The 26,201-nt window shown below is 70.2% G+C and carries 25 protein-coding genes; 13 read left to right on the forward strand and 12 right to left on the reverse strand.

Going from position 1 to position 26,201, the window contains the following annotated elements:
- The first annotated feature begins 177 nt into the window (after positions 1–177).
- On the forward strand, positions 178–1,917 hold the full coding sequence (gene lysS, locus GAS53_RS22970; protein WP_151479708.1) for a lysine--tRNA ligase: 1,740 nt from the start codon (positions 178–180) through the stop codon (positions 1,915–1,917).
- A 108-nt stretch (positions 1,918–2,025) separates the two neighbouring features.
- On the opposite strand, the gene GAS53_RS22975 is transcribed toward lysS, so the two are convergent.
- The 3 genes from GAS53_RS22975 to GAS53_RS22985 all read right to left on the reverse strand — a co-directional run bounded on the left by GAS53_RS22975 (position 2,026) and on the right by GAS53_RS22985 (position 5,390).
- A complete protein-coding gene (locus GAS53_RS22975; RefSeq protein WP_151479573.1) occupies positions 2,026–3,342 on the reverse strand; it encodes a DUF2637 domain-containing protein in 1,317 nt (438 codons plus the stop codon).
- A gap of 205 nt (positions 3,343–3,547) precedes the next feature.
- On the reverse strand, positions 3,548–4,402 hold the full coding sequence (locus GAS53_RS22980; RefSeq protein ID WP_151479574.1) for a DUF3558 family protein: 855 nt from the start codon (positions 4,400–4,402) through the stop codon (positions 3,548–3,550).
- Positions 4,403–4,550: 148 nt separating this feature from the next.
- Positions 4,551–5,390, reverse strand: coding sequence for a DUF3558 domain-containing protein (locus GAS53_RS22985; protein ID WP_151479575.1), 840 nt, complete (start codon positions 5,388–5,390; stop codon positions 4,551–4,553).
- 205 nt (positions 5,391–5,595) lie between these two features.
- Here GAS53_RS22985 and GAS53_RS22990 point away from each other — a divergent pair, with 205 nt between their 5' ends.
- Both GAS53_RS22990 and GAS53_RS22995 read left to right on the forward strand, forming a co-directional pair.
- On the forward strand, positions 5,596–6,789 hold the full coding sequence (locus GAS53_RS22990; protein ID WP_151479576.1) for an RtcB family protein: 1,194 nt from the start codon (positions 5,596–5,598) through the stop codon (positions 6,787–6,789).
- Between the two features lie 7 nt (positions 6,790–6,796).
- Entirely contained in the window at positions 6,797–7,654 is an 858-nt protein-coding gene (locus GAS53_RS22995) for a polysaccharide deacetylase family protein (RefSeq protein WP_225859043.1), read from the forward strand.
- A 40-nt stretch (positions 7,655–7,694) separates the two neighbouring features.
- Here GAS53_RS22995 and GAS53_RS23000 read toward each other — a convergent pair whose 3' ends face one another.
- On the reverse strand, positions 7,695–7,910 hold the full coding sequence (locus GAS53_RS23000) for a hypothetical protein (protein WP_151479577.1): 216 nt from the start codon (positions 7,908–7,910) through the stop codon (positions 7,695–7,697).
- Complete coding sequence (locus GAS53_RS23005; protein ID WP_151479578.1) at positions 7,910–8,695, reverse strand: SDR family NAD(P)-dependent oxidoreductase; 786 nt, start codon at positions 8,693–8,695, stop codon at positions 7,910–7,912. The genes GAS53_RS23000 and GAS53_RS23005 overlap by 1 nt, the downstream gene beginning before the upstream one ends.
- A gap of 180 nt (positions 8,696–8,875) precedes the next feature.
- Here GAS53_RS23005 and GAS53_RS23010 point away from each other — a divergent pair, with 180 nt between their 5' ends.
- Entirely contained in the window at positions 8,876–9,316 is a 441-nt protein-coding gene (locus GAS53_RS23010) for an ester cyclase (protein ID WP_151479579.1), read from the forward strand.
- Positions 9,317–9,368: 52 nt separating this feature from the next.
- Here the strand turns inward: GAS53_RS23010 and GAS53_RS23015 are convergent, their stop codons facing one another.
- Positions 9,369–9,701: a YnfA family protein gene (locus tag GAS53_RS23015; RefSeq protein ID WP_151479580.1), complete on the reverse strand. Its 333-nt coding sequence runs from the start codon at positions 9,699–9,701 to the stop codon at positions 9,369–9,371.
- A gap of 158 nt (positions 9,702–9,859) precedes the next feature.
- On the opposite strand from GAS53_RS23015, the gene GAS53_RS23020 reads away from it, so the two are divergent.
- Positions 9,860–10,360, forward strand: a complete 501-nt coding sequence (locus GAS53_RS23020; RefSeq protein ID WP_151479581.1) for a hypothetical protein — start codon at positions 9,860–9,862, stop codon at positions 10,358–10,360.
- Between the two features lie 114 nt (positions 10,361–10,474).
- Here the strand turns inward: GAS53_RS23020 and GAS53_RS23025 are convergent, their stop codons facing one another.
- Positions 10,475–10,876: a winged helix-turn-helix transcriptional regulator gene (locus GAS53_RS23025; RefSeq protein ID WP_151479582.1), complete on the reverse strand. Its 402-nt coding sequence runs from the start codon at positions 10,874–10,876 to the stop codon at positions 10,475–10,477.
- 139 nt (positions 10,877–11,015) lie between these two features.
- Here GAS53_RS23025 and GAS53_RS23030 point away from each other — a divergent pair, with 139 nt between their 5' ends.
- Positions 11,016–11,906 (forward strand): alcohol dehydrogenase catalytic domain-containing protein, encoded by an 891-nt coding sequence (locus GAS53_RS23030; protein WP_151479583.1) that lies wholly within the window; start codon positions 11,016–11,018, stop codon positions 11,904–11,906.
- 227 nt (positions 11,907–12,133) lie between these two features.
- On the opposite strand, the gene GAS53_RS23035 is transcribed toward GAS53_RS23030, so the two are convergent.
- Positions 12,134–12,958, reverse strand: coding sequence for a helix-turn-helix domain-containing protein (locus GAS53_RS23035; RefSeq protein ID WP_151479584.1), 825 nt, complete (start codon positions 12,956–12,958; stop codon positions 12,134–12,136).
- A 152-nt stretch (positions 12,959–13,110) separates the two neighbouring features.
- Between GAS53_RS23035 and GAS53_RS23040 the strand changes: the two genes are divergently transcribed.
- Both GAS53_RS23040 and GAS53_RS23045 read left to right on the forward strand, forming a co-directional pair.
- On the forward strand, positions 13,111–14,211 hold the full coding sequence (locus GAS53_RS23040; protein WP_151479585.1) for an LLM class flavin-dependent oxidoreductase: 1,101 nt from the start codon (positions 13,111–13,113) through the stop codon (positions 14,209–14,211).
- Positions 14,208–14,828, forward strand: a complete 621-nt coding sequence (locus GAS53_RS23045; RefSeq protein ID WP_151479586.1) for an FMN reductase — start codon at positions 14,208–14,210, stop codon at positions 14,826–14,828. The genes GAS53_RS23040 and GAS53_RS23045 overlap by 4 nt, the downstream gene beginning before the upstream one ends.
- A 221-nt stretch (positions 14,829–15,049) precedes the next feature.
- Here GAS53_RS23045 and GAS53_RS23050 read toward each other — a convergent pair whose 3' ends face one another.
- Complete coding sequence (locus GAS53_RS23050) at positions 15,050–16,315, reverse strand: glycosyltransferase family 4 protein (RefSeq protein WP_151479710.1); 1,266 nt, start codon at positions 16,313–16,315, stop codon at positions 15,050–15,052.
- Positions 16,316–16,564: 249 nt separating this feature from the next.
- On the opposite strand from GAS53_RS23050, the gene GAS53_RS23055 reads away from it, so the two are divergent.
- Both GAS53_RS23055 and GAS53_RS23060 read left to right on the forward strand, forming a co-directional pair.
- Entirely contained in the window at positions 16,565–17,272 is a 708-nt protein-coding gene (locus GAS53_RS23055; RefSeq protein WP_151479587.1) for a response regulator transcription factor, read from the forward strand.
- Positions 17,273–17,305: 33 nt separating this feature from the next.
- Positions 17,306–18,784 carry a HAMP domain-containing sensor histidine kinase gene (locus GAS53_RS23060; protein WP_151479711.1) on the forward strand — a complete coding sequence of 493 codons (1,479 nt, stop codon included), beginning with the start codon at positions 17,306–17,308 and terminating at the stop codon, positions 18,782–18,784.
- A gap of 51 nt (positions 18,785–18,835) precedes the next feature.
- Here GAS53_RS23060 and ppk2 read toward each other — a convergent pair whose 3' ends face one another.
- Positions 18,836–19,744: a polyphosphate kinase 2 gene (ppk2, locus tag GAS53_RS23065; RefSeq protein WP_151479588.1), complete on the reverse strand. Its 909-nt coding sequence runs from the start codon at positions 19,742–19,744 to the stop codon at positions 18,836–18,838.
- Between the two features lie 447 nt (positions 19,745–20,191).
- Here ppk2 and GAS53_RS23070 point away from each other — a divergent pair, with 447 nt between their 5' ends.
- Complete coding sequence (locus GAS53_RS23070; RefSeq protein ID WP_404829274.1) at positions 20,192–20,989, forward strand: ABC transporter ATP-binding protein; 798 nt, start codon at positions 20,192–20,194, stop codon at positions 20,987–20,989.
- Positions 20,990–20,994: 5 nt separating this feature from the next.
- Positions 20,995–22,305 carry an ABC transporter permease gene (locus GAS53_RS23075; RefSeq protein ID WP_151479589.1) on the forward strand — a complete coding sequence of 437 codons (1,311 nt, stop codon included), beginning with the start codon at positions 20,995–20,997 and terminating at the stop codon, positions 22,303–22,305.
- 55 nt (positions 22,306–22,360) lie between these two features.
- Here GAS53_RS23075 and GAS53_RS23080 read toward each other — a convergent pair whose 3' ends face one another.
- Positions 22,361–23,140: a transglutaminase domain-containing protein gene (locus GAS53_RS23080; protein ID WP_151479590.1), complete on the reverse strand. Its 780-nt coding sequence runs from the start codon at positions 23,138–23,140 to the stop codon at positions 22,361–22,363.
- Between the two features lie 233 nt (positions 23,141–23,373).
- On the opposite strand from GAS53_RS23080, the gene GAS53_RS23085 reads away from it, so the two are divergent.
- Positions 23,374–24,201 (forward strand): SAM-dependent methyltransferase, encoded by an 828-nt coding sequence (locus tag GAS53_RS23085; protein ID WP_151479591.1) that lies wholly within the window; start codon positions 23,374–23,376, stop codon positions 24,199–24,201.
- Positions 24,202–24,417: 216 nt separating this feature from the next.
- Here the strand turns inward: GAS53_RS23085 and GAS53_RS23090 are convergent, their stop codons facing one another.
- Positions 24,418–25,917 carry an MFS transporter gene (locus tag GAS53_RS23090; RefSeq protein WP_151479592.1) on the reverse strand — a complete coding sequence of 500 codons (1,500 nt, stop codon included), beginning with the start codon at positions 25,915–25,917 and terminating at the stop codon, positions 24,418–24,420.
- Positions 25,918–26,201 lie beyond the last annotated feature (284 nt).

The following is a 26,201-nucleotide window of genomic DNA, read 5'->3' on the forward strand; positions in this document are numbered from 1 at the left end:
CCAGGGGGCCGGCCCCCTGGACCCCCGCTCCTCAAACGCCGGAGGGGCTGAAAGGGTAGGGGCGGCGGGGGCGATGAAAAGCCGTTTTCGTGGATGCGGGGAGAGCTGGGAGAATGGGGCGGTCAGCCGTGCGAACCGTACCGCCGGCCCATGACGAGTCTGTTGAGAAAGAAGGACGTGCCGATCGTGGCTCAGAGCACCGAGACCACCGACTGGGTCTCCCGTTTCGCGGATGAGGTCATCGAGGAGTCGGAGCGCCGAGCCCCGGGCAAACGTGTCGTCGTCGCGTCCGGACTGTCGCCGTCCGGCCCCATCCACCTCGGGAACCTGCGCGAGGTCATGACGCCGCATCTCGTCGCCGACGAGATCCGGCGGCGGGGGTACCAGGTCAGGCATCTGATCTCCTGGGACGACTACGACCGCTACCGCAAGGTGCCGAACGGCGTCGCCGGCGTCGACGAGTCCTGGGCCGAGCACATCGGCAGGCCCCTGACCTCCGTGCCCGCCCCGAAGGGGTCCGCCCACCCCAACTGGGCCGAGCACTTCAAGGCCGCCATGATCGACGCCCTTGCCGAGCTGGGCGTCGAGTTCGACGGGATCAGCCAGACCGAGCAGTACACCTCGGGTGCGTACCGCGAGCAGATCCTGCACGCGATGAAGCACCGCGGTGACATCGACGCGATCCTTGACCAGTACCGGACCAAGAAGGTCCCGGCCAAGAAGTCGCAGAAGCCTCTCGACGAGGCCGAGCTCGAAGCTGCCGAGGGGTCGGGTGCGGCCGCCGAGGACGACGGCACCGGGTCCGCCGGGTACTTCCCGTACAAGCCCTACTGCGGCGGCTGCGGCAAGGACCTCACCACCGTCACGGCCTACGACGACGACACCACCGAGCTGACGTACACCTGCGCCGCGTGCGGCTTCTCGGAGACCGTCCGGCTGACCGAGTTCAACCGCGGCAAGCTGGTGTGGAAGGTCGACTGGCCGATGCGCTGGGCCTACGAAGGCGTCGTCTTCGAGCCCAGCGGGGTCGACCACTCGTCCCCGGGGTCCAGCTTCCAGGTCGGCGGACAGATCGTCGGGAGCATCTTCGGCGGCAAGCAGCCCATCGGGCCCATGTACGCCTTCGTGGGGATCTCCGGGATGGCGAAGATGTCGTCCTCCCGCGGCGGCGTGCCCACGCCCGGCGACGCGCTGAAGATCATGGAGCCGCAGCTCCTGCGCTGGCTCTACGCCCGTCGTCGGCCCAACCAGTCCTTCAAGATCGCCTTCGATCAGGAGATCCAGCGGCTCTACGACGAGTGGGACAAGCTGGCCGCGAAGGTCGCCGACGGCTCCGCCCTCCCGGCGGACGTCGCCGCCTACTCGCGTGCCGTCGGCACCGCCGCCGGGGAGCTGCCGAAGACGCCCCGCCCCATGCCGTACCGCACGCTCGCCTCCGTCGCCGACATCACCGCGGGCGCCGAGGTCCAGACCCTGCGCATCCTTAGCGAACTCGACCCGGCCAACCCGCTCTCGTCGCTCGACGAGGTCCGGCCGCGGCTCGACAGGGCCGAGGCCTGGATCAACACCCAGGTCCCCGCCGACCAGCGGACCGTCGTCCGGGACGAGGCCGACACCGAGCTGCTCAAGTCCCTCGACGACCAGGGCCGCGAATCGCTCCGGCTGCTGCTCGACGGCCTCGACTCGCACTGGTCGCTGGATGGCCTCACGCATCTGGTGTACGGGGTTCCCAAGGTCCAGGCCGGCTTCGCCCCCGACGCCACCCCCAAGGAACTCCCGGCGGAGATCAAGGTCGCCCAGCGCACCTTCTTCGCCCTGCTCTACCACCTGCTGGTGGGCCGTGACACCGGGCCCCGCCTGCCCACCCTGCTCCTCGCCGTGGGCCAGGAGCGGGTGCGGAAGCTGCTGGGAGAGTAGTCGGCAGTACGGCAGTAGGCAGTACGTGGATGGGGGCGCCCGGAGATCTCCGGGCGCCCCCATCCACGTACGCACGCATGTCCTGCGCCGGTCCTTACGCGCAGGCCCTTACGCGATGTGGTCCTCTTCCAGTTCCATGGTGTGGCGGTTGGTGAAGCGGGTGACCAACCGCTTGGCCTCCGGCTCGGGGAGGGTGATGCGGAACTCGGCCTCGACGTTGTCACCGAACTCGCGCGGGGTCGGGTAACTGCCGTTTATCGACTGCTTGAAGACCTGGTAGAACGACTCCTCGTCCGGCTCCGGGGCCGGGGTACCGCCGCCCTCACCGAGCGGACGGGTGCGGTTCGGGCCCGACGGGATCGGGAAGGTGCCGGTGTCCTCCGGAGAGGGCTCCCGCTCCTCGTACTCCTGAAGCACCTGCCCCTGTCCGTTCTGGTACGCCTGGCGCTGCTCGGCCTCGTACTGGGCCTGCTGCGCCTCGTACTGGGCCCACATCTGGTCGGGCATGTACGAGGGGTCGTAGCCGCCCTCGTAGACGATCTCCTGCTGCGGGGCCTCGAACCACGGGCTCGACTCCGGCTCCTGTGCGTATTCCTGGTCCGGGGCGGGGGAGCGGTCGTCGTCCGGTTGCCGGTGGTGCTGCTCGGCGGGCGGTGCCGCCGGGCCCACCTGGGCCGGGGTTGCCGCCGGTGCCTCGACCCGCTCCAGTTCCGTCTGCTGCCGGGGCGCCGGAGGCAGCAGTGCCGGCTCGATGCCCGCCGCCGCGAGGCCCGAGGGGGCCGTTTCCGCCAGGGGCACGCCGTAACGGGCCAGCCGCAGCGGCATCAGCGACTCCACCGGAGCCTTACGGCGCCAGCCGCGGCCGAAGCGGGAGCGCAGCCGCGCCTGGTAGACGAGACGTTCCTGCTCCAGCTTGATGACCTGCTCGTAGGAACGCAGTTCCCACAGCTTCATCCGGCGCCAGAGGAGAAAGGTCGGCAGGGGGGAGAGGAGCCAGCGGGTGAGGCGTACGCCCTCCATGTGCTTGTCGGCCGTGATGTCCGCGATCCGGCCGATCGCGTGCCGGGCCGCCTCCACGGAGACCACGAACAGGATCGGTATGACGCCGTGCATGCCCACGCCCAGCGGGTCCGGCCAGGCGGCCGCGCCGTTGAACGCGATCGTCGCCGCCGTCAGCAGCCACGCCGTCTGACGCAGCAGCGGGAACGGGATCCTGATCCAGGTGAGGAGCAGGTCGAGCGCGAGCAGGACGCAGATACCCGCGTCGATACCGATCGGGAAGACGTAACTGAACTTCCCGAAGCCCTTCTGGAGGGCGAGTTCGCGGACCGCCGCGTACGAACCGGCGAAGCCGATTCCGGCGATGACGACCGCTCCGAAGACGACCACCCCGATGAGTACCCGGTGCGTCTTTGTGAGCTGCATTGGCGCGGTCACCCGTACTCCCCTCCCATGACTACCTGTTGCGCGCAACAGGGTGGCACATGTGTGCGGGCTACGGGTGCGCGGTACGGGAGGAGCCCGGCCTTCGCGGGGGCCGGGCTCCTGCAAATGTCCTGGTCCGGCTGCGAGTCGGAGCGCATCCGGATTGGACGCCTCAGTTCTGGACTCGGTCCCTGCGCCCGGTCCGTCAGCTCTTCTTCGCGGCGGACTTGCTGGGACTCGCGGACTTGCTCGGGCTCTTGCTGGGGCTCGCGCCCTTGCCGGGGCTCTGGCTCGGGCTCGCGCCGGAACCGGCCGCGGCGCCGCCCTCGTTCGCGGTCACCACCGCCTGCACGGCCTCCTTCGCGGCCTTCTCCGCCGCCTTCGACAGGTCCGCCGCCTTCGGGGACTTGTCACCTGCGAGGCCCGCGCCGTTGTAGTCCAGCGTCACGACGACGTTCTCGACCCGCGTCACGACCGTCTGCTGCTTGAAGGTGCCTTCCTTCTTCTTCAGGTCGTACGTCACCAGCGTCGCCTCGGTGCCCGTACCGGACACCGGCTGCGACTTGACGCTCTTCGCCTCGGCCACCGACCGCGCGTCCTCGACCTGCTTCGCGTAGTACTCCGCGGCCAGCTTCTCGCCCGTGCCGCGGGTCTCGGTCGACTCGAAACGCAGCAGCGACACATTCAGCCAGCGGAACTGCGAACCGTCCACACCGTTGTTGTCCAGGCTGTTCCAGGAGCAGCTGCCACGTGTCGAGACATCATCCGACTTGCCCTCCTTGTCGGACTTGGTACCCTGCGGGACCAACTCCTTCACAGTCTTCGCCGAGAACACGTCGCAAGGCTGCGGAAGCTTCGCGTACGTCGCCTCCTTCACCACCGCACCCGCCTTCGTGGCGGAGGACGACGCAGAGGCGCCGGAGTCCTTCTTCGCGTCGTCGCCGGAGCCGTCGCCGGAGTCCGAGGAGCAGCCGGAGACGACAAGCATCACCGGGACGGCGGCCGCGCAGACCAGAATGCGGGTGAGTCGCTGACGCTGTCGCTGTACGGGTCGGTGCATGGTTCCTTCACTCAAGACGCTCGGGTGTGCGTGCGAACGGCCGCGTCCTCGGCCGGCCGCACTCGGTCGGGTCCGAGGGGCCACGGTACGCCGTACGAGACAGGTGTGACTCTCGTTCCGCCGAGTCCGAAAACCCCGCAGACCGCCCCTACTCGTCGAACGTCTCCGCGAGCTGACCCGCCAGTTTCCGCGCCCTGTCCTGCATTTCCTCGCTGCTCGGGACGTCCGTCGTGGTCGCCGGCTGCTCGTCGTACTGGATCGTCACGACCACGTTGGACGTGCGGAACACCACAGTCACCGTGCGCTGCTGGGAGCCGCTCAGCGCGTCGTCGAGGAACGACTCGTCGCCCAGGTTGTCGAGCGTGCGGGGCTGGAGGGCGGCGGGGGTGGACGTCGCGCTGTCGCCGTCGGAGGGGGTGGCGGAGGGGCTGCCGTCCTCGTCGCCGCTCGCGTCGGCCGACGGGCTGCCCGACGCGCCGGAGGACGGGGACGAGCTGGGCTCGGACTCCCCCGTAGGGGATTCGGACGACGCGACCGGCTCCGGGAGATCCGCCGCCGTCTCCTTCTTCCCGTAGATCTCCGACGCGCGGTCGTCGTCGCTGACCGCGTTGTCGTACGAGACCACACGCTCGAAGTCCACCCACAGATGGTCCGTCGCGGTCCTCGACTCCGCCTTCCAGCGACAGCCGACCTTACGGTCCGTGTCGAACGTCGGCGTGGCCGTGCCCTCGTACGCCTTCTCGCGCTGCTCCTCGTCCGTGACCTGCTTGATGCCGGGCAGGAGCGAGTCGAGCGTGCCGTGCGACACCGCGCCGCACGGCTCCGGGAGCGTGCGGTACTTGCCGGGCTGCGCCTCGGTCGCCGTCGTGGCGGTGTCGCCCGGCTTCGGGTCGGTCGGGTCGTCTTCGTCCGCCGATCCACCGGTGCAGCCGGCCAGCAGCACCGCGAGGAGCGCGGCGACGCCGGTTACGTACGCCTTCCGCTGCACGGTGGGGCTCCTCTCGACGGGTCGCTCGGCTCTGCCCGCGACCGGGGTGTGCTGTGGTTATTCGGTTGCCGCGCGGGGGCGGCCCCTGGAGACAATGTGTATCGCACGCACTGCCGCGGACGCCGGTCCGTTGTCCCAAACGTTGACCTTGGCGCCGGTTTTGCGATTTATGACTTCTGTTTGGTTCCGGGGGAATGAGGACGATATGCCGTACGTAGAGGTGCCGGGGGCGAAGGTTCCGATCCGCATGTGGACGGATCCGGGGTCGGTGGAGGACGTTGCGATGCAGCAGCTCCGCAACGTCTCCACGCTGCCCTGGATCAAGGGGCTCGCCGTCATGCCTGACGTGCACTTCGGGAAGGGCGCGACGGTCGGTTCTGTGATTGCCATGCAGGGGGCCGTGTGTCCTGCGGCGGTCGGGGTCGACATCGGATGCGGGATGTCCGCGGTCAAGACGTCTCTGACGGCCAATGACCTGCCGGGGGATCTCTCGCGGCTGCGGTCGAAGGTTGAGCAGGCCATTCCGGTGGGGCGAGGGATGCATGACAGCCCGGTTGATCCTGGGCGGCTTCATGGGCTGGCCACGGCGGGGTGGGACGACTTCTGGGGGCGGTTCGACGGCGTTGCCGAGGCCGTGAAGTTCCGTCAGGAGCGGGCGACCAAGCAGATGGGAACGCTCGGATCCGGCAACCACTTCGTCGAGGTGTGCACGGACACGACCGGTTCTGTCTGGCTGATGCTGCACTCCGGTTCCCGGAACATCGGCAAGGAACTGGCCGAGCACCACATCGGCATTGCCCAGAAGCTCCCGCACAACCAGGGTCTGATCGACCGTGACCTCGCCGTCTTCATCGCGGACACGCCGCAGATGGCCGCGTACCGCAACGACCTGTTCTGGGCGCAGGAGTACGCGAAGTACAACCGCACGCTCATGATGGCGCTCCTGAAGGACGTGGTCCGCAAGGAGTTCAAGAAGGCGAAGCCGACTTTCGAGCCGGAGATCAGTGCTCATCACAATTACGTGGCCGAGGAGCGGTACGACGGAATGGACCTGTTGGTGACCCGTAAGGGCGCGATCCGCGCGGGCTCCGGCGAGTACGGGATCATTCCGGGCTCGATGGGCACGGGTTCGTACATCGTGAAGGGTCTCGGCAACGAGAAGGCCTTCAACTCGGCCTCCCACGGGGCGGGTCGGCGTATGAGCCGTAATGCCGCCAAGCGTCGCTTCTCGACGAAGGATCTGGAAGAGCAGACGCATGGCGTGGAGTGCCGCAAGGACTCCGGCGTCGTGGACGAGATCCCGGGTGCGTACAAGCCGATCGAGAAGGTCATCGATCAGCAGCGGGACCTCGTGGAGGTTGTGGCGAAGCTGAAGCAGGTCGTCTGTGTGAAGGGCTGAACTCCCTGTGCTGTCCAGTGAGTTGTTGGGATTTCCGGCCGATGCCCGTGTCCTCCTCGTCAACTGTGATGACTTCGGCATGCGTCGAGGGGTCAATGCCGCCGTCGTCGAGGCGATAGAGCGGGGGATCGCGAGTTCTTGCAGCCTGATGGTGCCGTGTCCAGGGGCCGGCGAGGCGATGCGGTTGTTGCGGGAACGGCCGGAGATTCCGTTCGGGGTACATCTCACGCTCGTGTGTGATGTGGAGCGGCAGCGGAGAGGCGGGTGGGGGCCCGTTTCTCCGAAGGAGGGCGTGGGCTCCTTGCTCGATGAGAGCGGGGAGCTCTATGCGGCCAGCCGGTGTTCCGAGTTGATGGAGCGGGCTCGGATCGAGGACGTCGAGGTGGAATTCCGGGCTCAGATTGACGCTGTTGTGGGGCGCGGGCTGGAGCCGACCCATCTGGACTGGCATTGCCTGGCCGATGGAGGGCGGGACGACATCTTTGAGTCGACCGTCGCGCTGGCAGCGGAGTACGGGCTCGCCGTGCGGGTTTGGGGGGAGAGCGGGCGGCGGAAAGTGCGCGGGCTTCCGGTCGTCGACAACGACTTTCTCGACAGCTTTTCGCTGCCGCTCGACCGCAAGGCGGATCGGTACGCGCGGCTCTTGCGGGAGCTTCCGGTCGGGCTGAGCGAGTGGGCCGTGCATCCGGGGCTCGAGGACGAGGAAGCGCGGGCCGTTGAGCCCGAGGGGTGGCGGGTCCGGCTCAGTGACCACGAGTTTCTGGTTTCGGACGAGGCCCGTGAACTCCTGAAGGAGGAAGGGATCTTCGTGGTCGACTACCGGGGCGTGCGGGAGAAATGGCGGGCGGGAGCCCGGCGTGGGTGAAATCGCTTTGGCGGCCTGGTCCTGATTGTCGGTCAGGGCACTACTTCGCGTGCGTCACCGCGTAGATCATCACGAACGCCACGATGTGGATGCCGAAGAGGAAGTACGCGAGGTACCACCAGACGTAGCGTTCGTCCTTCTTCTCCTGGGCCAGGCGGCGTTGCTCCTGATCCCGGGCGGGCGGTTCCGGGGAGGGCTGATCCCCGGCGGGCGGTTCCTGGACGGGCTCTTTCGCCGCGGATTCGGCGTCCTGCACTACAGCTCCCTGTGGACCTTTGTGTTGGAGGCCTGGGCCCGGGGGCGTACGACCAGGAGGTCGATGTTGACGTGGGAGGGGCGGGTGACCGTCCAGGTGATCGTGTCGGCGACGTCGTCGGCGGTCAGGGGCTCCGCCACGCCGGCGTAGACGTTCGCCGCCTTCTCGGTGTCGCCGCCGAAGCGGGTCAGGGCGAACTCGTCCGTCTTGACCATGCCGGGGGCGATCTCGATCACTCGGACCGGGGTGCCGACGATCTCCAGGCGGAGGGTCTCGGCGAGGACGTGCTCGGCGTGCTTGGCGGCCACGTAGCCCGCGCCTCCCTCGTACGTGCCGTGTCCCGCGGTCGAGGAGACGACGACCACCGTGCCGTCGCCGCTCGCGGTCAGCGCGGGGAGGAGGGCCTGGGTGATGTTCAGCGTGCCGATGACGTTCGTCTCGTACATCTGGCGCCACTCCGCCGGGTCGCCGGACGCGACGGGGTCGGCGCCGAGTGCGCCGCCCGCGTTGTTGATCAGGACGCCGATCGTCCTGAAGGCCGTCGCGAACTCGTCGACCGCCGCGCGGTCGGTGATGTCCAGCGCGTAGGCCGTCGCCTGGCCGCCCGCCGCGTTGATCTCCTCCGCGAGCGCCTCGATACGGTCCTTGCGGCGGGCCGTGAGGACGACGCGGTAGCCCGCCCGCGCCAGCTGCCGGGCCGTCGCGGCGCCGATTCCGCTGCTCGCGCCGGTGATGACGGCGATGCGGGAGGCGGCGGCGGGCGCGGTGGGCGCGGCGGCGGTCATGGGCTGCTCCTCGGGGGAGGGGGGAGGCGGCGACCGGAGGCTGCCGCTCGCTCGTACGGGCGATTGCTTCGCCAGTCAGGATATGCGGGCGGGGCGAACGGCCGGTCGGTGACCTGGTGCACAGGACCTGGGACGGTGGGAAAATCGAGGTGGGTGATCCCCTGTGCAGGAGGTGGATCAATGGGACAGGCACGTGAGGTCATGGACCGGCTCACCGAGGCCCTCACCACGACCCCGGACATCAAGGCCATCGCCGAGCTCTACGCGGCGGACGCGGTCGCCGTCACGCCCGACGGCGGAGAGATCCACGGGCGCGACAACATCGTCGAGTACTGGCGGCAGATGACGGACGCGATCCCGGAGGCCACGTACGAGCCGGTGTACTCGTACGAGATCGGCAACACCGCCATCGACGAGGGCTTCTTCCACGGCAAGAACACCGGGCCCATCCAGCTGCCCTCGGGGGAGTCGCTGCCCGCGACCCAGAAGGAGATCAGGATCCGCGGGGTCGACTTCGCCACCATCGACGAGGACGGCCGGATCGCCAGCTACCGGCTCTACTTCGATCAGCTGGACTTCCTCGGACAGCTGGGGCTGCTGCCGGAGGACCTGCCGGCCTGAGGCCAACTTGTCGCTCCGGCGGGGGCGCTCCGGCGGGGTCGCTCCGCCGGGTTCAGCCGCGCGGCGCGTACATGATCACCGCCATGCCCGCGAGGCAGATCAGCGCGCCCGTGACATCCCAGCGGTCGGGGCGGAAGCCGTCCGCGACCATGCCCCAGGCGAGGGAACCGGCGACGAAGACCCCGCCGTACGCGGCGAGGACCCGGCCGAAGTTCCCGTCTGACTGGAGCGTGGCGACGAAGCCGTACGCGCCGAGAGCCATGACGCCCGCGCCGATCCACAGCAGGCCGCGGTGTTCGCGTACGCCCTGCCAGACCAGCCAGGCGCCGCCGATCTCCAGGAGCGCGGCGAGGACGAACAGGGCGGCGGAGCGGAGGACGAACATGCGGTCACTTTTGCATGCCCGCGTACGGCCGTTCCGGGTCACCTCGGCGGGTTCGCGTCGGCGCCGTCTCACCTGATGGGCGGCGCCTGCGGTGCCGCTCAGGTGGCATACATCCGTTGACATGCGGTTACGCAGGGCTGACGCGGAGGACATGACACATGCGGATTCTTTGTGCGCTGGGGGCGGCGGCCGTCGCGGTGGGGGCGGTGGCGACCCCGGCCGTGGGTGCGGCCACCCCGGGCGTGGGTGCGGCCACCTCGGCCGTGGCGGCGGCGCCCGAGGCCGATCTCGCCTTTCACGGGCACCTGTCGATGGCCGGCGGGCGGGTGGAGCTGCGGATGACCCCGCAGAACCACGGCCCGTCCGGTGTCGCGGACGCGACGGTTCGGCTGCGGTGGTCGGTGCCGCTCGCGGACGAGCAGCGGCTGCCGGGCGGGTGCGCGCGGGCCGAGGCGCGGGCGGTGGTGTGCCGGACGGGGGCGCTGCCGGCGGACGGCCGGGGGCAGACGATCACCATGGCGGTACGGCTGCGCGGGGCGCCGTCCGAGGCGACGGTGGACATCGACACGGTGTGGGGCGGCGGCGCGGTGGATCGCAACCACAACAACGACCGGCAGAAGGTGCTGGTGCTGGACACCGGGGACACGTACGCCTTCTAGCCCTCCGTCACGTTCTCGGGGATCCAGCCCTCCGTCACGTTCGGGGGTCCAGCCCTCCCTTACGTTCCGGGGCGCGTGCTCGATGTTCAGGACGCCGAGTTCAGGATGTCGAGTTCAGGACACCGACGCGTCGTACTGCTCCCGTGCCTCGAAGACCTCCTCGATGTGCAGCTCCGCCCAGTCCTTCACGGCCATGAGCAGGCGGCTCAGGTTCACGCCGAGCGGTGTGAGCTCGTAGTCGACGCGCACCGGGACGGACGGCGTCACGGTCCGCGACACGATCCCGTCCCGCTCCAGGGAACGCAGCGTCTGCGTCAGCATCTTGGGGCTGACCCCCGCGATCTTCCGACCGATGTCGCTGTAGCGCATGGGCCGCTCGGCGAGCGCGCTGACGACGAGGCTGACCCACTTGTCGCTGATGCGGGCGAGGAGCTGGTTGGTCGGGCAGCCCTTGAGGAACGCGTCGTACTCGGCCCGTGCCTGGTCGCGCCGCTGGGCCGCCGTCATCGTCGCCATGGCTCGCCTCCGGTGTGGATACCTCTGGGTGATGTACGCACCTTCAGGTGCCTGCTTACGAAAAGAGAGTAGCTCTTCCTAAGGTTGTTGCAACGGGGCAGATAGCCCCGCAAAACGCCTGTAAATGGGGAGAGTTGACATGCGTGCAGCAGTTGTCACGGAGTTCGGTGGTCCGGAGGCCGTGGAGGTTGTCGAGACGGACGTGCCGGAACCGGCCGCCCGGCAGGTGCGGATCAAGGTCGCGGCCGCGGCGCTGAATCCGGCCGACGCGGCCGCCCGTTCGGGTGTCTTCGGCGGTGGGGGAGAGCGTTTCGGGCTCGGCTGGGACGTGGCCGGAACGGTGGACGCGACCGGGGCGTCGACGAGTTGGTCGGTGGGCGACGAGGTCGTCGCGCTCCATCACGGCCTGCTCAAGCCCCTTGGTACGCACGCGGATTACGTGGTCGTGGACGCCGATGCGGTGGCCAAGGCGCCGGCCTCGGTCGACGCGGTGCACGCGGCCACGCTGCCGCTGAACGCCCTGGCCGCCGCGCAGGCGCTGGACCTGCTCGGCTTGGATGCCGGGCAGAGCCTTCTGATCACGGGGGCGGCGGGTGCGGTCGGTGGTTATGCCGTCCAGCTTGCGGCCCACCGTGGGATAGCTGTGACCGCGCTTGCCCGGGCGGCCGATGAGGAGCTCGTACGGTCGCTGGGGGCGGCCCACTTCGTCTCGGGCGGTGTCGCGGCGGGCAGTGCGGGGGCGGTGCTGGACGCCGGGGTGCTCGGCGGGGTCGCGCTGGAGTGGGTGCGGGACGGGGGCGTGTACGTGGGGGTCATTCCGGAGGCCGGTCCCGCTTCCGTGCGGGGGGTGCGGGTCGGGACGGTGAATGTGGTTGCCGATGGAGGGCGGCTTGCGGAGTTGGTGGGGCTGGTTGATACGGGGGTGCTGACGACGCGGGTCGCCGAGATGTTTGCGCTGGGTGATGTGGTGAAGGCGCATGCGCGGTTGGCCGAGGGTGGGGTGCGGGGGCGGGTGGTGCTGGTTCCCTGAGGGCTTCGTTCGGTCCTGAGGGGTTCGTCGGTTCGGTGTATGGCTGCGGGGCGCTGCGCCGGCTGGAGTCGAACAGGTCGGTGGGTGGCTGCGGGCCGGTGGGGGCTGGTCGCGCAGTTCCCCGCGCCCCTTACGGGGCGCGCCCATGCGACGGGGCGCGGACACACGGCGGAGCCGCAAATTGACACGGCGCCGCGCCCCAGACGGGGCACGGCCCGACGCGCCCCTTACGAGGCGCCAGCCTGGGCGTATGCCGCCGGAGGTACCCCCACCGTTGCTGTGAAGTCGCGGATCAGGTGGGCCTGGTCCGCGTAGCCGAGGTCGGTGGCGAGGGTGGCCCAGTCCACCATGCGGTCGGTTTCGGCGTGCTCCAGGGCCTCGTGGATGCGATAGCGGAGGATGATCCACTTGGGGCCCACGCCTACGTATGTGGAGAAGAGGCGCTGCATCGCCCGTACCGTCATGCCCTGCTCGCGGGCGAAGTCGGAGACGCGGCGGATCGTGCGGTCGGTGCGGATGCGGTCGACGAGGGTCATGGCCAGGTCGGCGCGGGGGTCGGAGGCCGGGGCGAGGCCGAGCAGGAACGCGTCGAGCGCGGCCACGCGGTCGGCCTCGTCGGCCGGGGTGAGGACGGCGCTGAGTACGGTCTCGATGTCGTCCCGTGTGGCGGGGAGGACGTCGGTCAGGGGAAGGCGCTTGCCCGTCCAGTCCGACACCGGCTGTCCCGGCGCGAAGGGGCCGAAGCCGCCCGGCCGGAACTTGATGCCGCACACCCGTCCCCGCCCTTCCAGCTTCTGTGTGAAGAGGCCGAACTGGATGCCCGCGACCTCGACGAAGGGTGCCTGGCCCTCGAACTGCTGGAAGACGATGTGGACCGCGGGGTGCGGGACCACCTGGGAGACGTACGGTTCGGAAAGGTCCCAGTCGATCAGCCAGTACTGCTCGATGTGGTGGCGGAGGGGTTCGGCGGGCTCGGGGCGGCGGAAGTCCACGCGCGCGAAGAGCTCCGCGGCGCCGACGATGCCTCGGGTGTCACGGCGTGGGGCGGCCATACGAGGATCGTAGGACCGGGCACTGACAACGGGCACTGACAACGGGCGCCGGCAAGAGGAACAGACAGTGGGCACCGGGGAATAGCCCGGCGGGGGCCATCGTTGGCGGGGTATAGTTGAATCGTAAACAACCTCCGGAGGATGAGGCAGCCATGCAGTTCGGCATCTTCAGCGTCGGCGACGTCACGCCGGACCCGACCACGGGCCGTACGCCGTCCGAGCACGAGCGGATCAAGGCCATGGTCGCCATCGCGCAGAAGGCCGAGGAGGTCGGTCTCGACGTCTTCGCGACCGGCGAGCACCACAACCCGCCGTTCGTGCCGTCGTCGCCGACCACCATGCTCGGCTGGATCGCCGCGCGCACCGAGAACCTCATCCTCTCCACCTCCACCACCCTCATCACCACCAACGACCCGGTGAAGATCGCCGAGGACTTCGCGATGCTCCAGCATCTGGCGGACGGGCGCGTGGACGTGATGATGGGACGCGGCAACACCGGGCCGGTCTATCCCTGGTTCGGGCAGGACATACGGCAGGGCATCAACCTCGCCATCGAGAACTACGCGCTGCTGTACCGCCTGTGGCGCGAGGACGTGGTGACGTGGGAGGGCAAGTTCCGTACGCCGCTGCAGTCGTTCACGTCGACGCCCCGGCCGCTGGACGACGTGCCGCCGTTCGTCTGGCACGGCTCGATCCGGTCGCCGGAGATCGCGGAGCAGGCCGCGTACTACGGTGACGGGTTCTTCCACAACAACATCTTCTGGCCGGCCGACCACACGAAGCGGATGGTCGAGCTGTACCGGTCGCGGTACGCGCACTACGGGCACGGCACGCCCGAGCAGGCGATCGTCGGGCTCGGCGGACAGGTGTTCATGCGGCGCAACTCCCAGGACGCGGTACGGGAGTTCCGGCCGTACTTCGACAACGCGCCGGTGTACGGGCACGGACCGTCGCTGGAGGAGTTCACCGAGCAGACTCCGCTGACGGTCGGCTCGCCGGAGCAGGTCATCGAGAAGACGCTGGCCTTCCGGGACTACGCCGGTGACTACCAGCGGCAGTTGTTCCTCGTCGACCACGCCGGGCTGCCGCTCAAGTCCGTGCTCGAGCAGATCGACATGCTGGGCGAGGAGGTCGTCCCCGTCCTGCGCGAGGAGTTCGCCAAGGGCCGTCCGGCCGATGTGCCGGAGGCTCCCACGCACGCGGCGCGCGTGGCTGCTGCCGCCGCTGCCGACAAGGAGGTGACCGTGTCATGAAGCTGGTCGTCGTCTCGGCGGGGCTGAGCGTCCCGTCGTCCACCCGGCTGCTGGGCGACCGGCTCGCGACGGCCGTCTCCGGGCGGGCGCCGGCGGAGGACCCGGTCGAGGTCCAGGTGGTGGAGTTGCGCGACCTCGCGGTCGAGATCGCGCACAACCTCACCAACGGGTTTCCGGGCCCCGCGCTCGGTGCGGCACTCGACGCGGTGGCTTCGGCGGACGGGCTGATCGTCGTCACGCCGGTGTTCTCCGCCTCGTACAGCGGACTGTTCAAGTCGTTCTTCGACGTGCTGGACCGGGACGCGCTGGCCGGTAAGCCCGTGCTCATCGCCGCCACCGGGGGAACGGCCCGGCACTCGCTGGTCCTGGAGCACGCGCTGCGACCGCTGTTCGCCTACCTGCGGGCCGTGGTCGTGCCGACCGGGGTCTACGCGGCCTCGGAGGACTGGGGCGCGGAGGGGCTCGCGGAACGGATCGAGCGGGCCGCCGGGGAACTGGCGGGGCTGATGCATCCCGCCCTCGCCCTACCGGCGACACGGCGGACCGGCCCCGTACTCCCCGGTGGCTTCGAAGTGATCCCCTTCGAGCAGCAACTCGCGGCGCTGCGGCCCGAGTAGGGTTCGGGCGGGCGAGATGGGGCGGAGTGGCTGATGCCGGCGGGGGACGCGCGCGGGTTGTCCGTGGCTGAGCGCGCAGTTCCCCGCACCCTTAAAGAAGCCGCACCACAGGCGCCCTTTAGGGGCGCGGGGCTGTGACATATGCGGCTCCGCCGCGGGGCGCGACCAGCCACAAACAACCCGCAGCCGCCCGATAACACGACCTGCCGAGCTCTTGGGCGTCACGGACCCGCGGTTCTCGTGTTGCCGACGGCAGTCCGGCCGCTCACCGCGCGACGCAACCGCCGCACCTTGCGCCGGGCCCAGCCCACCGCGCGGACCCGGTTGCGAGTCCAGTCGCGGCGCCCCCGCGTCGACCTCAGTTCCGCGAACAGCGCCTCGTAACGGTCCACGATCGGCCCGGCGTCGTAGCGGCGGGAGCCGCGCCGCGCCGCCTCGCCCATCGCGCGCCGCAGCGGCTCGTCCGTGATCAGGTCGAGCATCGCCTCCGCGAGGGAGCGGGCGTCGCCCACCGGGACCAGACGGCCGTCCACGCCCTCCGTGATGATTTCGGCGGGACCGAGCGGGCAGTCCGTGCTGATCACCGGCACCCCGCAGCGCATCGCCTCGACCAGCGTCATCCCGAAGGACTCCGCGTCCGACGCCGAGACCACCATCGCCGACTTGGCGAACTCCGCCTCGATCGGCGTACGCGGACCCATGAGGCGGGCGTGTCCCGCCAGGCCCAGGCCGTCGATCAGGTGCTGGAGGTGTTCCCGCTCGGGGCCGCCGCCGTAGATCCGCAGCTGCCAGTCGGGCTCCTTCGAGGCGACCGCGGAGAAGGCCTCGATCAGCAGGTCGAAGCGTTTGCCGCGGACCAGCCGGCCGGCCGCGGCGATCACCTTCGTCGTCTCGTCGCGTGTGATGCCGTGCGGCGCGGGCACCATGTTCGGCACCGCGGCGACCCGTACTCCCGGCATGGGCATCCGCTTGCGGTACACCTCCGCGTCCGCCTCCGTCGTCGTCACCACCGCGTCGAGGGCGCGGTAGTCGCGGGCCAGCACGCCCCGCAGCCGCTTGCTGTGCGCGTCGTGCCGCAGGTGTTCCTGGGCGATCCGCAGGGCCCGGCGCGGCGCGAAGCGGGAGACGTAGACGTTGATACCGGGCCGCGTGCCGATCACCACGTCGGCGTCGCAGCGCGCGAGGTAGTCGCGGGCGCGCAGGTCGATGAGCCGCGTGTACTGCCCGTACCGCTTGTCGGAGGAGGGGAAGTCGACGGCGGGCAGCGCGTACGAGGGATCCGCGAGATCGTCGCTCCCCTCCCGTTCGTCCACCAGCGGCACCACCGTGATCCGCGGGTCGACGGTGAACCGCGGCTCGTCCCGGTGCCGCCGCATCGACACGATCTCCACGTCGTGCCGCTCGGCGAGCGCCGCCGCGAGGTTGAGCGTCGTGCGGACGGTGCCCCCGATGGCGTACGCGTTGTGCAGCAGGAACACGATCCTCATGCGGTTCGTACGACGGCCCATGCGACCCATACGGCTCATGCGCTTCGCGGTCTCCCTACGTTCCGTGCGTCCCGTGCGCTTCATGCGGTGCGTGGCCTCCCCGTCCGCGGCGCTCGCCCCTCACATACGGGACACGGTGGCTGGGCGAGGTAAGCCACCGGTCCCGGCAGGGTGAGAGCCGGGTAAGAGGGCCGGCCGTACCCCCCTTCAGCAGGTAGTACGTACAGCAGGGCTTGGCAGACTGGTCCCGTGCCCCACAATCTGCTGCTCGCCGAGGACGACCGCGCGATCCGCCATGCCCTGGAGCGGGCCCTGACCCTGGAGGGATACGAGGTCACGGCGGTGGCCGACGGCGTCGAGGCGCTCGCGCAGGCCCACCGCACCCCGCCTGACGTACTCGTTCTCGATGTGATGATGCCGGGCATCGACGGTCTCCAGGTCTGTCGCGTCCTGCGTGCCGAGGGCAACCGCACCCCCATTCTGATGCTCACGGCGCTCGTCGAGACCGCCGACCGTATCGCGGGCCTCGACGCCGGCGCCGACGACTACGTGGTCAAGCCCTTCGACGTCGAGGAGGTCTTCGCCCGGCTCCGGGCGTTGCTGCGGCGTACGGGCACCCCGGAAGAGGTACCCAGGCAACAGCAGGACATTCCGGACGGCAGGTTGACGGCCGCGGGACTGCTGCTCGATCCGCAGGCCCGCCGCGTGTGGCGCGGGACGCGTGAGATCGAGCTCACGCGCACCGAGTTCGACCTGCTGGAACTCCTCGTCCGCAACGCCGGCATCGTCCTCGACCACACCACCATCTACGACCGCATCTGGGGCTACGACTTCGGTCCCGGCTCCAAGAACCTCGCCGTGTACGTCGGCTATCTGCGGCGCAAGCTCGACGAGCCGGGCGCGCCCTCGCCGATCCACACCGTGCGGGGCGTGGGGTATGTGCTGAGGGAGGACTGAGTGCGGCCGCCGGGCGGCCGGGTCAGGCGCTGGATGGCCCGGGCGCGGCTGTCCTCGCTGCGCACCACCTTCACGGTGTCGTTCGCGGCGGTGGCGGCCGCCGTCACCGTCCTCGTCGGTTTCCTGTCGTACGACGCGGCCGCCCGGCTCGTGCGCGTGGACCAGCAGACCGTGTTCGAGGGCGTCGTCCAGGACCTGCTCGGCCAGGTGCGCCAGAACCCCCTGACCTCCGCCGACTTCACCACCTCCGACACCGACGGCGGCCCGCGCGACGAACTGATCCGGCCCAGCGGCACGGTCGTACAGGTCCTGGGCCCTGACGGGTCGGTCGTCGACCGGGGCCATCCGCCGTTGCCGGTCGGCACCGAGGACCGGATCACGGCGGGCGCCCGGACCGCCGGGCGGCTGGTCGAGCACCGGGACGTCGAGGTCGGCGACGACATGTACCGTGTCGCGACCGTCGCGCTCGGCGACGGGCGGGGCGGCGTGCAGGTCGCGCAGGAGTTCAGCGACACGGAGGACCTGCTGCGCGAACTCCAGCAGCGGACCGTGCTGCTGGTGGCCGCCGTCGTGATCGCCGCCGGTCTCTTCGGCTGGTGGCTGGCCCGGCGCATCACCTCGCGGCTCGTCCGGCTCGCCGGGGCCGCCGAGGACGTGGCGCGCACCGGGCGGCTCGGCATCCAGGTGCCGGTCGCCGGGTACGACGAGGTCGCCCGGCTCGGCCGTTCCTTCGACCGCATGCTGGGGCGCCTCGCCCAGTCCGAGGAGGACCAGCGGCGCCTCGTCCAGGACGCGGGCCACGAACTGCGTACGCCCCTGACCTCGCTGCGCACCAACATCTCGATGCTCCGCCGCATCGACGAACTCCCGCCCGCCGCCCGCGAGGAACTGGTCACCGACCTCGCCCAGGAGTCCCGCGAACTCACCGACCTGGTCAACGAGTTGGTCGACCTCGCGGCCGGCCAGTCGGACGCCGAGCCGCCCCAGCGGGTGGCTGTCGCCGACATCGCGGACGAGGTGGCGCTGGCGGCGCGACGGCGGACGGGGCGGGTCGTCACGGTGCGGGTGTCCGGCGACACGACCGTGGACGGTCGCCCCGGCGCGCTGCAACGAGCCGTGTCCAACCTCGTCGAGAACGCGGCGAAGTTCGACCGGGGCGGGAGCGGGCCGATCGAGATCGTGGTGACGGGGATGGGGCCGGGTGCGGGGACGGATGCGGGGGTGAGGACGGGTGCGGGGACGGACGCGGGGACGGCGACGGGTGCGGATGGCGGCGCGGGTCCTGGTGGTGCCGTCCGTATCGAGGTCCTCGACCGTGGGCCCGGCATCGCGGACGAGGACCTGGAGCGGGTCTTCGACCGCTTCTACCGCGCGCCGGACGCCCGGAGCCTGCCGGGCTCGGGACTCGGCCTGTCGATCGTCCGCGAGGTGGCGACCGCGCACGGGGGAGCGCCGTTCGCCCGGCGCAGGGAGGGCGGGGGGTCGGTGACCGGGTTCACGGTCGGCGGCTGAGCGCTACGAACCGCCCGCCCGGTCGAGCACTGCAGACCGCCCCGTTGAGCGCTACAGACCCGCCTGGAAATCCCCCGCCTGGAAGTCGTCGCCCTCGCCCTCCTCCAGCAGGGTCGCCGCCGCTCCCACGATCCGCGGATCCGGCTCGCCGACCACCTCGTGGTCCTTGCCCGTGTAGTCGAAGCGGGCCAGCACACTCCGCATGGCCTCCACACGGGCCCGCTTCTTGTCGTTGCTCTTCACCACGGTCCAGGGCGCCTGTTCGGTGTCCGTCTCGCGGAACATGGCGACCTTCGCGGTGGTGTAGTCGTCCCAGAGGTCCAGCGAGGCCAGGTCCATCGGGCTGAGCTTCCACTGCCGTACGGGATCGACCTGCCGGATCGTGAACCGGGTGCGCTGCTCGCCCTGCGACACCGAGAACCAGAGCTTCACCAGGTCCACGCCGTCGTCGACGAGCATCCGCTCGAAGGCGGGCGCCTGCCGCATGAAGCGCTGGTATTCGTCGTCCGAGCAGAAGCCCATGACCCGCTCGACGCCGGCCCGGTTGTACCAGGACCGGTCGAACAGCACGATCTCCCCGGCCGTCGGCAGATGCTCGACGTACCGCTGGAAGTACCACTGTCCGCGCTCGCGCTCGGTCGGCTTCTCCAGGGCGACCACCCGCGCACCCCGGGGGTTGAGGTGCTCGGTGAAGCGTTTGATCGTGCCGCCCTTGCCGGCCGCGTCCCGCCCCTCGAAGACGACGACGAGCCGACGGCCCGTCTCCTTGATCCAGCTCTGCAGCTTCAGCAGTTCTATCTGCTGCAGCCGCTTGTGCCAGTCGTACTCCTTGCGCTCCATGCGCTGTGCGTACGGGTAGTTCTCCCGCCAGGTGTCGATCGGGCTGCCGTCGGGCCGGATCAGCACGGGGTCGTCGTGGTCGCTGTAGTCGACGCGCATGCCACTCAGCAGTTCGGTCATGTTCTTTCTCCCGTGGGCGTCAGTCTGTGCCGCCGCCCGGGTAGTCACCGCGGCGATCCAGCCGAGGGCGCTCCGGTCCAGCTGCATCGAACGTACTCTCCCTGCTCACCGTGCTCTGTGTCGGCGGTCACGGCCGCACCCACCCGCACGGCGCCGACGACGGCCATGAGGAACGTGATGTGGCCCATGTCTCGATGCAAGCAAGCGGAGGCGTACGGGCGGCGAAGCGAAGGCAAAGGGCCGGCATCTTTGTGGCCATGCCACCTACCTGGCCCCTGTGTCCGGCCCGCTGCGGCCTCGGGTGTGCAGGGGGTCGGGGTGTCGCTGAGTACACCCCTCAATACGGGTTCTGCGCCCAATGTGCCGGGCCCGCGCTCTCCGTAGCGTCTTTGGCGAGGCACAGGAAGTGCCCGACTGCGGGGCACGGACCGTGCCCGACGGAGGCTGATGACGATGTTTCGCCGAACCGACCGACGTGACCAAGCCCACGGCACGGGCCCCGCCGCCGAGGCGCTGAGGCTGGTCAAGGTCAGCAAGACCTACGGGAGTGACGACAGTGCCGTGACGGCACTGGACGGGGTGACGCTCTCGCTGCCGCGCGGCACCTTCACCGCCGTGATGGGGCCCTCGGGCTCCGGCAAGTCCACGCTGCTGCAGTGCGCGGCAGGGCTCGACCGGCCCGACAGCGGCATCGTCGTGGTCGACGGCGCGGAGATGACCGGCGGCGGCGAGGCCGAGCTGACGAAGTTCCGGCGCAGCCGGATCGGCTTCGTCTTCCAGCAGTACAACCTGCTGGACACGCTCACCGTCGCCCAGAACACGATCCTGCCGCTCAAGCTCGCCCGCCGCCGCGTGAACCGGGCCCGGGTGGAGGAGATCCTGACCGCCGTCGGCCTCGGCGACCGCCTGGGCCACCGGCCCGACCAGCTTTCCGGCGGCCAGCGCCAGCGCGTGGCCATCGCCCGTGCCCTGGTCACCGAGCCGAGCGTGATCTTCGCCGACGAGCCGACCGGCGCCCTGGACACCCGCAGCGCCCGTGACGTCCTGCGGCTGCTCCAGGAGGCCGTACGGATCCACGGCCGTACGGTCGTCATGGTGACCCACGACCCGGTGGCGGCCTCGTACGCCGACTCGGTCGTGTTCCTCGCGGACGGCCGGCTCGCGGGCGAGATGTACCAGCCGACCGTGGACGCGGTGGCCGAGCGCCTCGCGCACCTCGGCGACGACGTGATGGCGGGGGTGTGACCGCCATGTTCGTTCTGGCCATGCGTTCCATCCGGCAGCGCCCCGGGCGCTTCGCCGCGACGCTGCTGTCCGCGTTCCTGGGCGCGGCGATCATCATGACCTTCAACTCGATGCACGACACGGCAGGCGCGAAGGGCGTCGACTCCGTCAGCGCGGAGACCCTGTCCACCTCGGCGGGCGTCGTCGGCGGCTACGGCACCCTCCTGGTGTTCTTCGCCGTCGCCTCCACCCTGACGGTGAACGTCCGCCAACGCGCCTCCGAGATCGAGCTGTTGCGCTGCTCCGGCGCGACCCCCGCGCAGATCAAGCGGATGGTCGTGGGCGAGTCGGTGGCGGTCGCCCTGGTGGGCGCGCTGCTCGCGATCGGCCCCGCGATGCTCGGCGGGCGTGCGCTGCTGAACCTCTTCCAGGACAGCGGGCAGGTCGCCGAGTCCGTCGACTACTCCTTCGGTCCCGTCGCCCTGTACTCGGGCATCGACATCACGGTGCTCGCGGCGGCGGGCGCGGCGTTCCTCGCGGTGCGCCGGGCCAGCAGGAAGCATCAACCCCGGGGCAGGGGACGGACGTTTTTCACCCGTGCTGCCCTGATCCTCGGTGGCCTGTCGGCCTGTTCCACCTTCGCCTTCTCCTCGACCGACGCCGCGCTGATGGCACCTCCGGCATACGGCTCGATCCTGCTCGCGGTCGGCTTCGCGCTCCTCTCCCCGAAGCTCCTGCGGGCCCTCCTCGACCGGCTCCCCCTCGCCGGCCCGAGCGGCTACCTCGCCGTACGCACGATGCGGGAGCGCGCCGCCCAACTGTCCGGTGTTCTCATGCCGTTGATCCTCTTCACCGGCATGGCGACGGCGACCCTCTATATGCAGGCCGTCGAGAACGACGCCATCGACGCCTCCGGTGTCCCGAAGTCCGTCGACGCGAAGAACCTCGAGACCCTCAACCTCACGGTCGTCGGGATCATCGTGGTCTTCTCCTGCATCATGCTGATCAACTCCCTGTACGCGGCGACCACTTACCGCCGCCGGGAGTTCGGCCAGCAGCGCCTCGCGGGCGCGACGCCGGGCCAGGTCCTCGGCATGGTCGGCATCGAGTCCCTCGTCCTCACCGCGACGGGCGTCTTCTTCGGCACGGCGGCCGGCCTCGCCGGGATCATCCCCTTCACGATGGTCCGCACGGACTCGGTCCTCCCGGACCGCGGCCTGGGCATCTGGCTCGGCATCGTCGCGGTCGCGACGGCGGCGACCCTGGTGACCAGCCTCACCACGGCCCGCCGGGCCCTGCGGACTCCGGCGGTCGGGGCCGTGTCGCTGGCCGCGTGAACGGGTGGGGGTGCGGGTGTGGGCAGCCGCTCGGGCGGCTGCCCACACCCCATTGTCATAGCCCCGCGCTCCATCGCCCGAGCACGGGCTCGCCCAGTGTCCGTGCCGTGAAGCACAGTGTCTGACCATGGCGTGCGAACAGCTCGTCGCGGGAGTCGAAGTGCCCCAGATCCACCAGGACCTGGGCCGACAGGTCGCACGCCGCTCCCGGGGCCCCGCAGCTCGCCGCTCCGCCCCAGTCCACCGTCGTACGGGCCACGGCGTCGAAGAGCGTCTCACCGCCCCGGTTGGTGAACCGGCCGCCGCCGTCGGCCCTCCCGAACAGTTCGCCGACCGGCACCCACGCCTCCTCCAGCCGGAACTCCGGCCAGGCGAGCAGCACTTGTTCCGGCACCAGCGGCTTCAGCCGGGGAAACCGCGGATACCAGAAGACCCCGTCGACGAGCAGCCCCCGCACCCGCGTGGGCACGCCCACCGCGCGGGCGACCGCCTCCAGCACGGCCATCCGCTGGCTGCACGACCCGCGCCCCAGCCGCAGCGTCCGCGAGACGCGGCGCCGGTCCTCGACGGAGTACACGGGCCGTATGTCCCGCGCGATGATCCCGTGCGCCACGCGCAGCGTCTCGGCCGCGGACGCTTCGCCCCGCACCCGCTCCACCGGAGCCGTCCGCACCCGCTCCACCAGAGCCGTGACGCGCGGGTCCGCCCAGTCCAGGATCGCGGTGGCCCGCGTCGAGCCCCGTACGTCCTGCGTGCCCACCGGCCGTACGTCCGCCCGTGCCGTCCGATCCACCCGTTCCGCCCGCCGGTGCGGCATCAGCAAACGGCTGGTCATGGCCACCACCCCCGCTTCTCTCCACGACTCGCGCCATCATCACACGCGCCCGCCCACCCGTTCGGGGCAGCGCTGAAGCCCTGCGCGGCCCTCTGGTCGGGAGCGGCCTCGACAGGTCCGACGCCGGAGAAGCGAAATGGCGTACGTATCTTGGGCTTTGGACCTTGAACGGTGAACCTTGGCCCTTAGGTTTGTGCGTGTTCGTACACGCCTCGGATGAGAAGACGGTGCCCATGACCGACCACGAGAGTTCGACCGGCCCGGAGGGCTCGGCGGCGAGGCAGAGGATCGACACCTCCGTGCCCCACTCGGCCCGGATCTGGAACTACTGGCTGGGCGGCAAGGACAACTACCCCGTGGACGAGGCGGCCGGCGACGCGTACACCGCCGTCTTCCCCGGCATCGTGACCATCGCCCGCAGCAGCCGCGCCTTCCTCGGCCGCAGCATCCGCCACCTGGTGGAGGAGGCGGGCGTCCGGCAGTTCCTGGACGTCGGTACGGGCCTGCCGACCGTGGACAACACCCACGAGGTAGCCCAGCGGATCGCGCCGGAGTCCAAGGTCGTCTACGTGGACAACGACCCGCTGGTCCTCGCCCACGCCCGCGTCCTGCTCACCTCCTCCAAGGAGGGGGCGACCGACTACGTGGACGCCAGCCTCTACGAGCCGGACCGCATCCTCGAGGCCGCCGCCCGGACCCTCGACCTCACCCGTCCGACCGCCCTGATCCTCAGCGGCATCCTCGGCCACGTAACGGACTACGACCAGGCCCGTTCCCTCGTCCGCGCCCTCGTGGACGGCCTCCCGTCCGGCAGCTACCTCTCGATCAACGACGGCTCCCGCGGCACCGACCCGGCCTACGAAGTGGCCCAGGACGGCTACAACGAGACCGGCGCGGTCCCGTACTTCCTCCGTCCCGTCTCCCAGATCGAGGCGTTCTTCGAGGGACTGGAACTCGTGGAGCCCGGCGTGGTCTCGGTCCCGCTGTGGCACCCGGAGAAGTCGGCCACCGGCGAACCGACGCCGATCGGCCAGCACGGGGGCCTGGCCCGCAAGCCTTGACGAGGGCGCCCCTTCAGGGGCGCGGGACTGTGACATCGTGCGGCTCCGCCGCGATGGGGGTCCCCCCGCTCGAGCGAAGCCGAGAGTGGGGGAGCGACCAGCCCCCACGACCCGCACGGAAGTCACCGGCCTTCGCACGTGGTCGCACGCGCCAGGTGGCCGCCTCCCGCTCCTGCGGGAGGCGGCCACCTGGGTTCGTACCGCACGCGAGGGCCGTTACGACTTGGCCCCGGAGACCTCCGCGACCTCGGCGCCCTGCTCGTCGCCGGTGCCCCCTGCCGACGGCACCGCCTTCGCGGCGGGCCGCTGACGCGGGAGGAAGGCGGCGAGGACGAGGGCCAGCAGAGCCGCACCGGCACCGATGGCCATGACCACCTTGAAGCCGTTCTCGGAAGGCAGGGCGGCGGAGCCGAAGTCGGTCGTCATCTGCGCCAGGACTACACCGGCGATGGCGCTGGCGAACGACGTACCGATGGACCGCATCAGGGTGTTGAGGCTGTTGGCGGCGGCCGTCTCGGACGGGGGCACGGCCCCCATGATGAGCGCGGGCATCGCGCCGTAGGCGAAGCCGACACCGGCGCCGATGATGCAGGAGACCAGGATCAGGTGCCAGATCTCGGACATCAGCACGATGTTCAGGCTGTAGCCGGCGGCGACGATCACGGCACCGATCATCAGGGTGATCTTCGGGCCCTTGGTCTTGGAGATGGCGGCGGACAGCGGCGCCATCGCCATCATCACCAGACCCTGCGGGGCCAGCACGAGGCCGACGGTCAGCATGGACTGGCCGAGGCCGTAGCCGGTCTGCTCGGGCAGCTGCAGCAGCTGCGGCAGAACCAGGGACATCGCGAACATCGAGAAGCCGAACGCGATCGAGGCGAGGTTGGTGAACAGCACCTGCCGGCGGGCGGTGGTCCGCAGGTCCACCAGCGGCTGTGCTGTACGCAGCTCGTAGAAGCCCCACGCCAACAGGACGACGACCGCGACGGCGAACAGACCGAGGACCGTGCCGCTGGTCCAGCCCCAGTCGCCGCCCTTGGAGACGGCCAGCAGCAGGGACACCAGACCCGCGGCCATTCCGACGGAGCCGATCAGGTCGAAGCGTCCGCCGGTACGCACCTTCGACTCGGGCACGATCGCCAGGACGAGTACGAGGGCGACGGCGCCGAGGACGGCGGAGACCCAGAACAGCACGTGCCAGTTGTAGTTGTCGGCGATGAACGCGGCGGAGGGCAGACCCAGAGCGCCGCCCACACCCAGCGAGGCGCTCATCAGCGCGGTGGAGCCGGCGAGCCGTTCGGCGGGCAGCACGTCACGCATGATGCTGATGCCGAGCGGGACGACACCGGCCGCGAGGCCCTGCAGGGCCCGTCCGACGATCATCGGGACCAGGGACTCGCTGAGCGCGGCGACCACCGAGCCGCTCACCAGCAGGACGATGCTGACCAGCAGCATCCGGCGCTTGCCGAACATGTCTCCCAGGCGTCCGACGACCGGCGTGGCGACGGCGGCTGCGAGCAGGGTGGCGGTGACCGCCCAGGCGGTGTTCGACGCCGAGGCGTCGAGGTACTTCGGCAGCTCCGGGACGATCGGGATCACCAGGGTCTGCATCAGCGAGACGACGATTCCGGCGAAGGCCAGGACCGCCACCACGGCGCTCGACCTCGGCGGGGCGGAACCCCTGGCCTCGGCGGATCGGGTAAGGGCGTCGGACATCGCGGTGCCTCCGTCGGAAGGAGCGGGTTTGCTTGACTCACTCAATGATAAATGGAATTGCTTGACTTACGCAAGCGAATTCTGTGGGCTGCCCCGCAAAGGATGAGCAAAGGGGGAGTGGTCGCCGCTGCTTGAGTCGCTGACCGGCGCCGATTGCGAATGTCGTAGCCCCAGCAGGACCGGCGGTGGCCGGGGCCTCTGACCAGGAGCGGTCAAGGGGGTGACGGACCAGCGGTGATCGACCAGCACGGCGGAAGGGGCGGCACCGGAATCCTCCGGTGCCG

Origin of the sequence: Streptomyces albicerus (assembly GCF_008905045.1) — a bacterium.
GTDB classification, from domain to species: Bacteria; Actinomycetota; Actinomycetes; order Streptomycetales; family Streptomycetaceae; genus Streptomyces; species Streptomyces albicerus.

Coding starts and splice junctions, on each gene's coding strand:
- GAS53_RS22980 (WP_151479574.1), bottom strand. CDS start 4,402: ATGCACCGACCCGTACAGCGACAGCGTCAGCGACTCACCCGCATTCTG.
- GAS53_RS23030 (WP_151479583.1), top strand. CDS start 11,016: ATGCGTGCAGCAGTTGTCACGGAGTTCGGTGGTCCGGAGGCCGTGGAG.
- GAS53_RS23015 (WP_151479580.1), bottom strand. CDS start 9,701: ATGTTCGTCCTCCGCTCCGCCGCCCTGTTCGTCCTCGCCGCGCTCCTG.
- GAS53_RS23070 (WP_404829274.1), top strand. CDS start 20,192: ATGACGATGTTTCGCCGAACCGACCGACGTGACCAAGCCCACGGCACG.
- GAS53_RS23075 (WP_151479589.1), top strand. CDS start 20,995: ATGTTCGTTCTGGCCATGCGTTCCATCCGGCAGCGCCCCGGGCGCTTC.
- GAS53_RS23005 (WP_151479578.1), bottom strand. CDS start 8,695: ATGACCGCCGCCGCGCCCACCGCGCCCGCCGCCGCCTCCCGCATCGCC.
- GAS53_RS22975 (WP_151479573.1), bottom strand. CDS start 3,342: ATGCAGCTCACAAAGACGCACCGGGTACTCATCGGGGTGGTCGTCTTC.
- GAS53_RS23090 (WP_151479592.1), bottom strand. CDS start 25,917: ATGTCCGACGCCCTTACCCGATCCGCCGAGGCCAGGGGTTCCGCCCCG.
- GAS53_RS23020 (WP_151479581.1), top strand. CDS start 9,860: ATGCGGATTCTTTGTGCGCTGGGGGCGGCGGCCGTCGCGGTGGGGGCG.
- GAS53_RS23050 (WP_151479710.1), bottom strand. CDS start 16,315: ATGAGGATCGTGTTCCTGCTGCACAACGCGTACGCCATCGGGGGCACC.
- ppk2 (WP_151479588.1), bottom strand. CDS start 19,744: ATGACCGAACTGCTGAGTGGCATGCGCGTCGACTACAGCGACCACGAC.
- GAS53_RS23010 (WP_151479579.1), top strand. CDS start 8,876: ATGGGACAGGCACGTGAGGTCATGGACCGGCTCACCGAGGCCCTCACC.
- GAS53_RS22990 (WP_151479576.1), top strand. CDS start 5,596: ATGCCGTACGTAGAGGTGCCGGGGGCGAAGGTTCCGATCCGCATGTGG.
- GAS53_RS23035 (WP_151479584.1), bottom strand. CDS start 12,958: ATGGCCGCCCCACGCCGTGACACCCGAGGCATCGTCGGCGCCGCGGAG.
- GAS53_RS23045 (WP_151479586.1), top strand. CDS start 14,208: ATGAAGCTGGTCGTCGTCTCGGCGGGGCTGAGCGTCCCGTCGTCCACC.
- GAS53_RS23080 (WP_151479590.1), bottom strand. CDS start 23,140: ATGACCAGCCGTTTGCTGATGCCGCACCGGCGGGCGGAACGGGTGGAT.
- GAS53_RS23025 (WP_151479582.1), bottom strand. CDS start 10,876: ATGGCGACGATGACGGCGGCCCAGCGGCGCGACCAGGCACGGGCCGAG.
- GAS53_RS23060 (WP_151479711.1), top strand. CDS start 17,306: ATGGCCCGGGCGCGGCTGTCCTCGCTGCGCACCACCTTCACGGTGTCG.
- GAS53_RS23040 (WP_151479585.1), top strand. CDS start 13,111: ATGCAGTTCGGCATCTTCAGCGTCGGCGACGTCACGCCGGACCCGACC.
- GAS53_RS23085 (WP_151479591.1), top strand. CDS start 23,374: ATGACCGACCACGAGAGTTCGACCGGCCCGGAGGGCTCGGCGGCGAGG.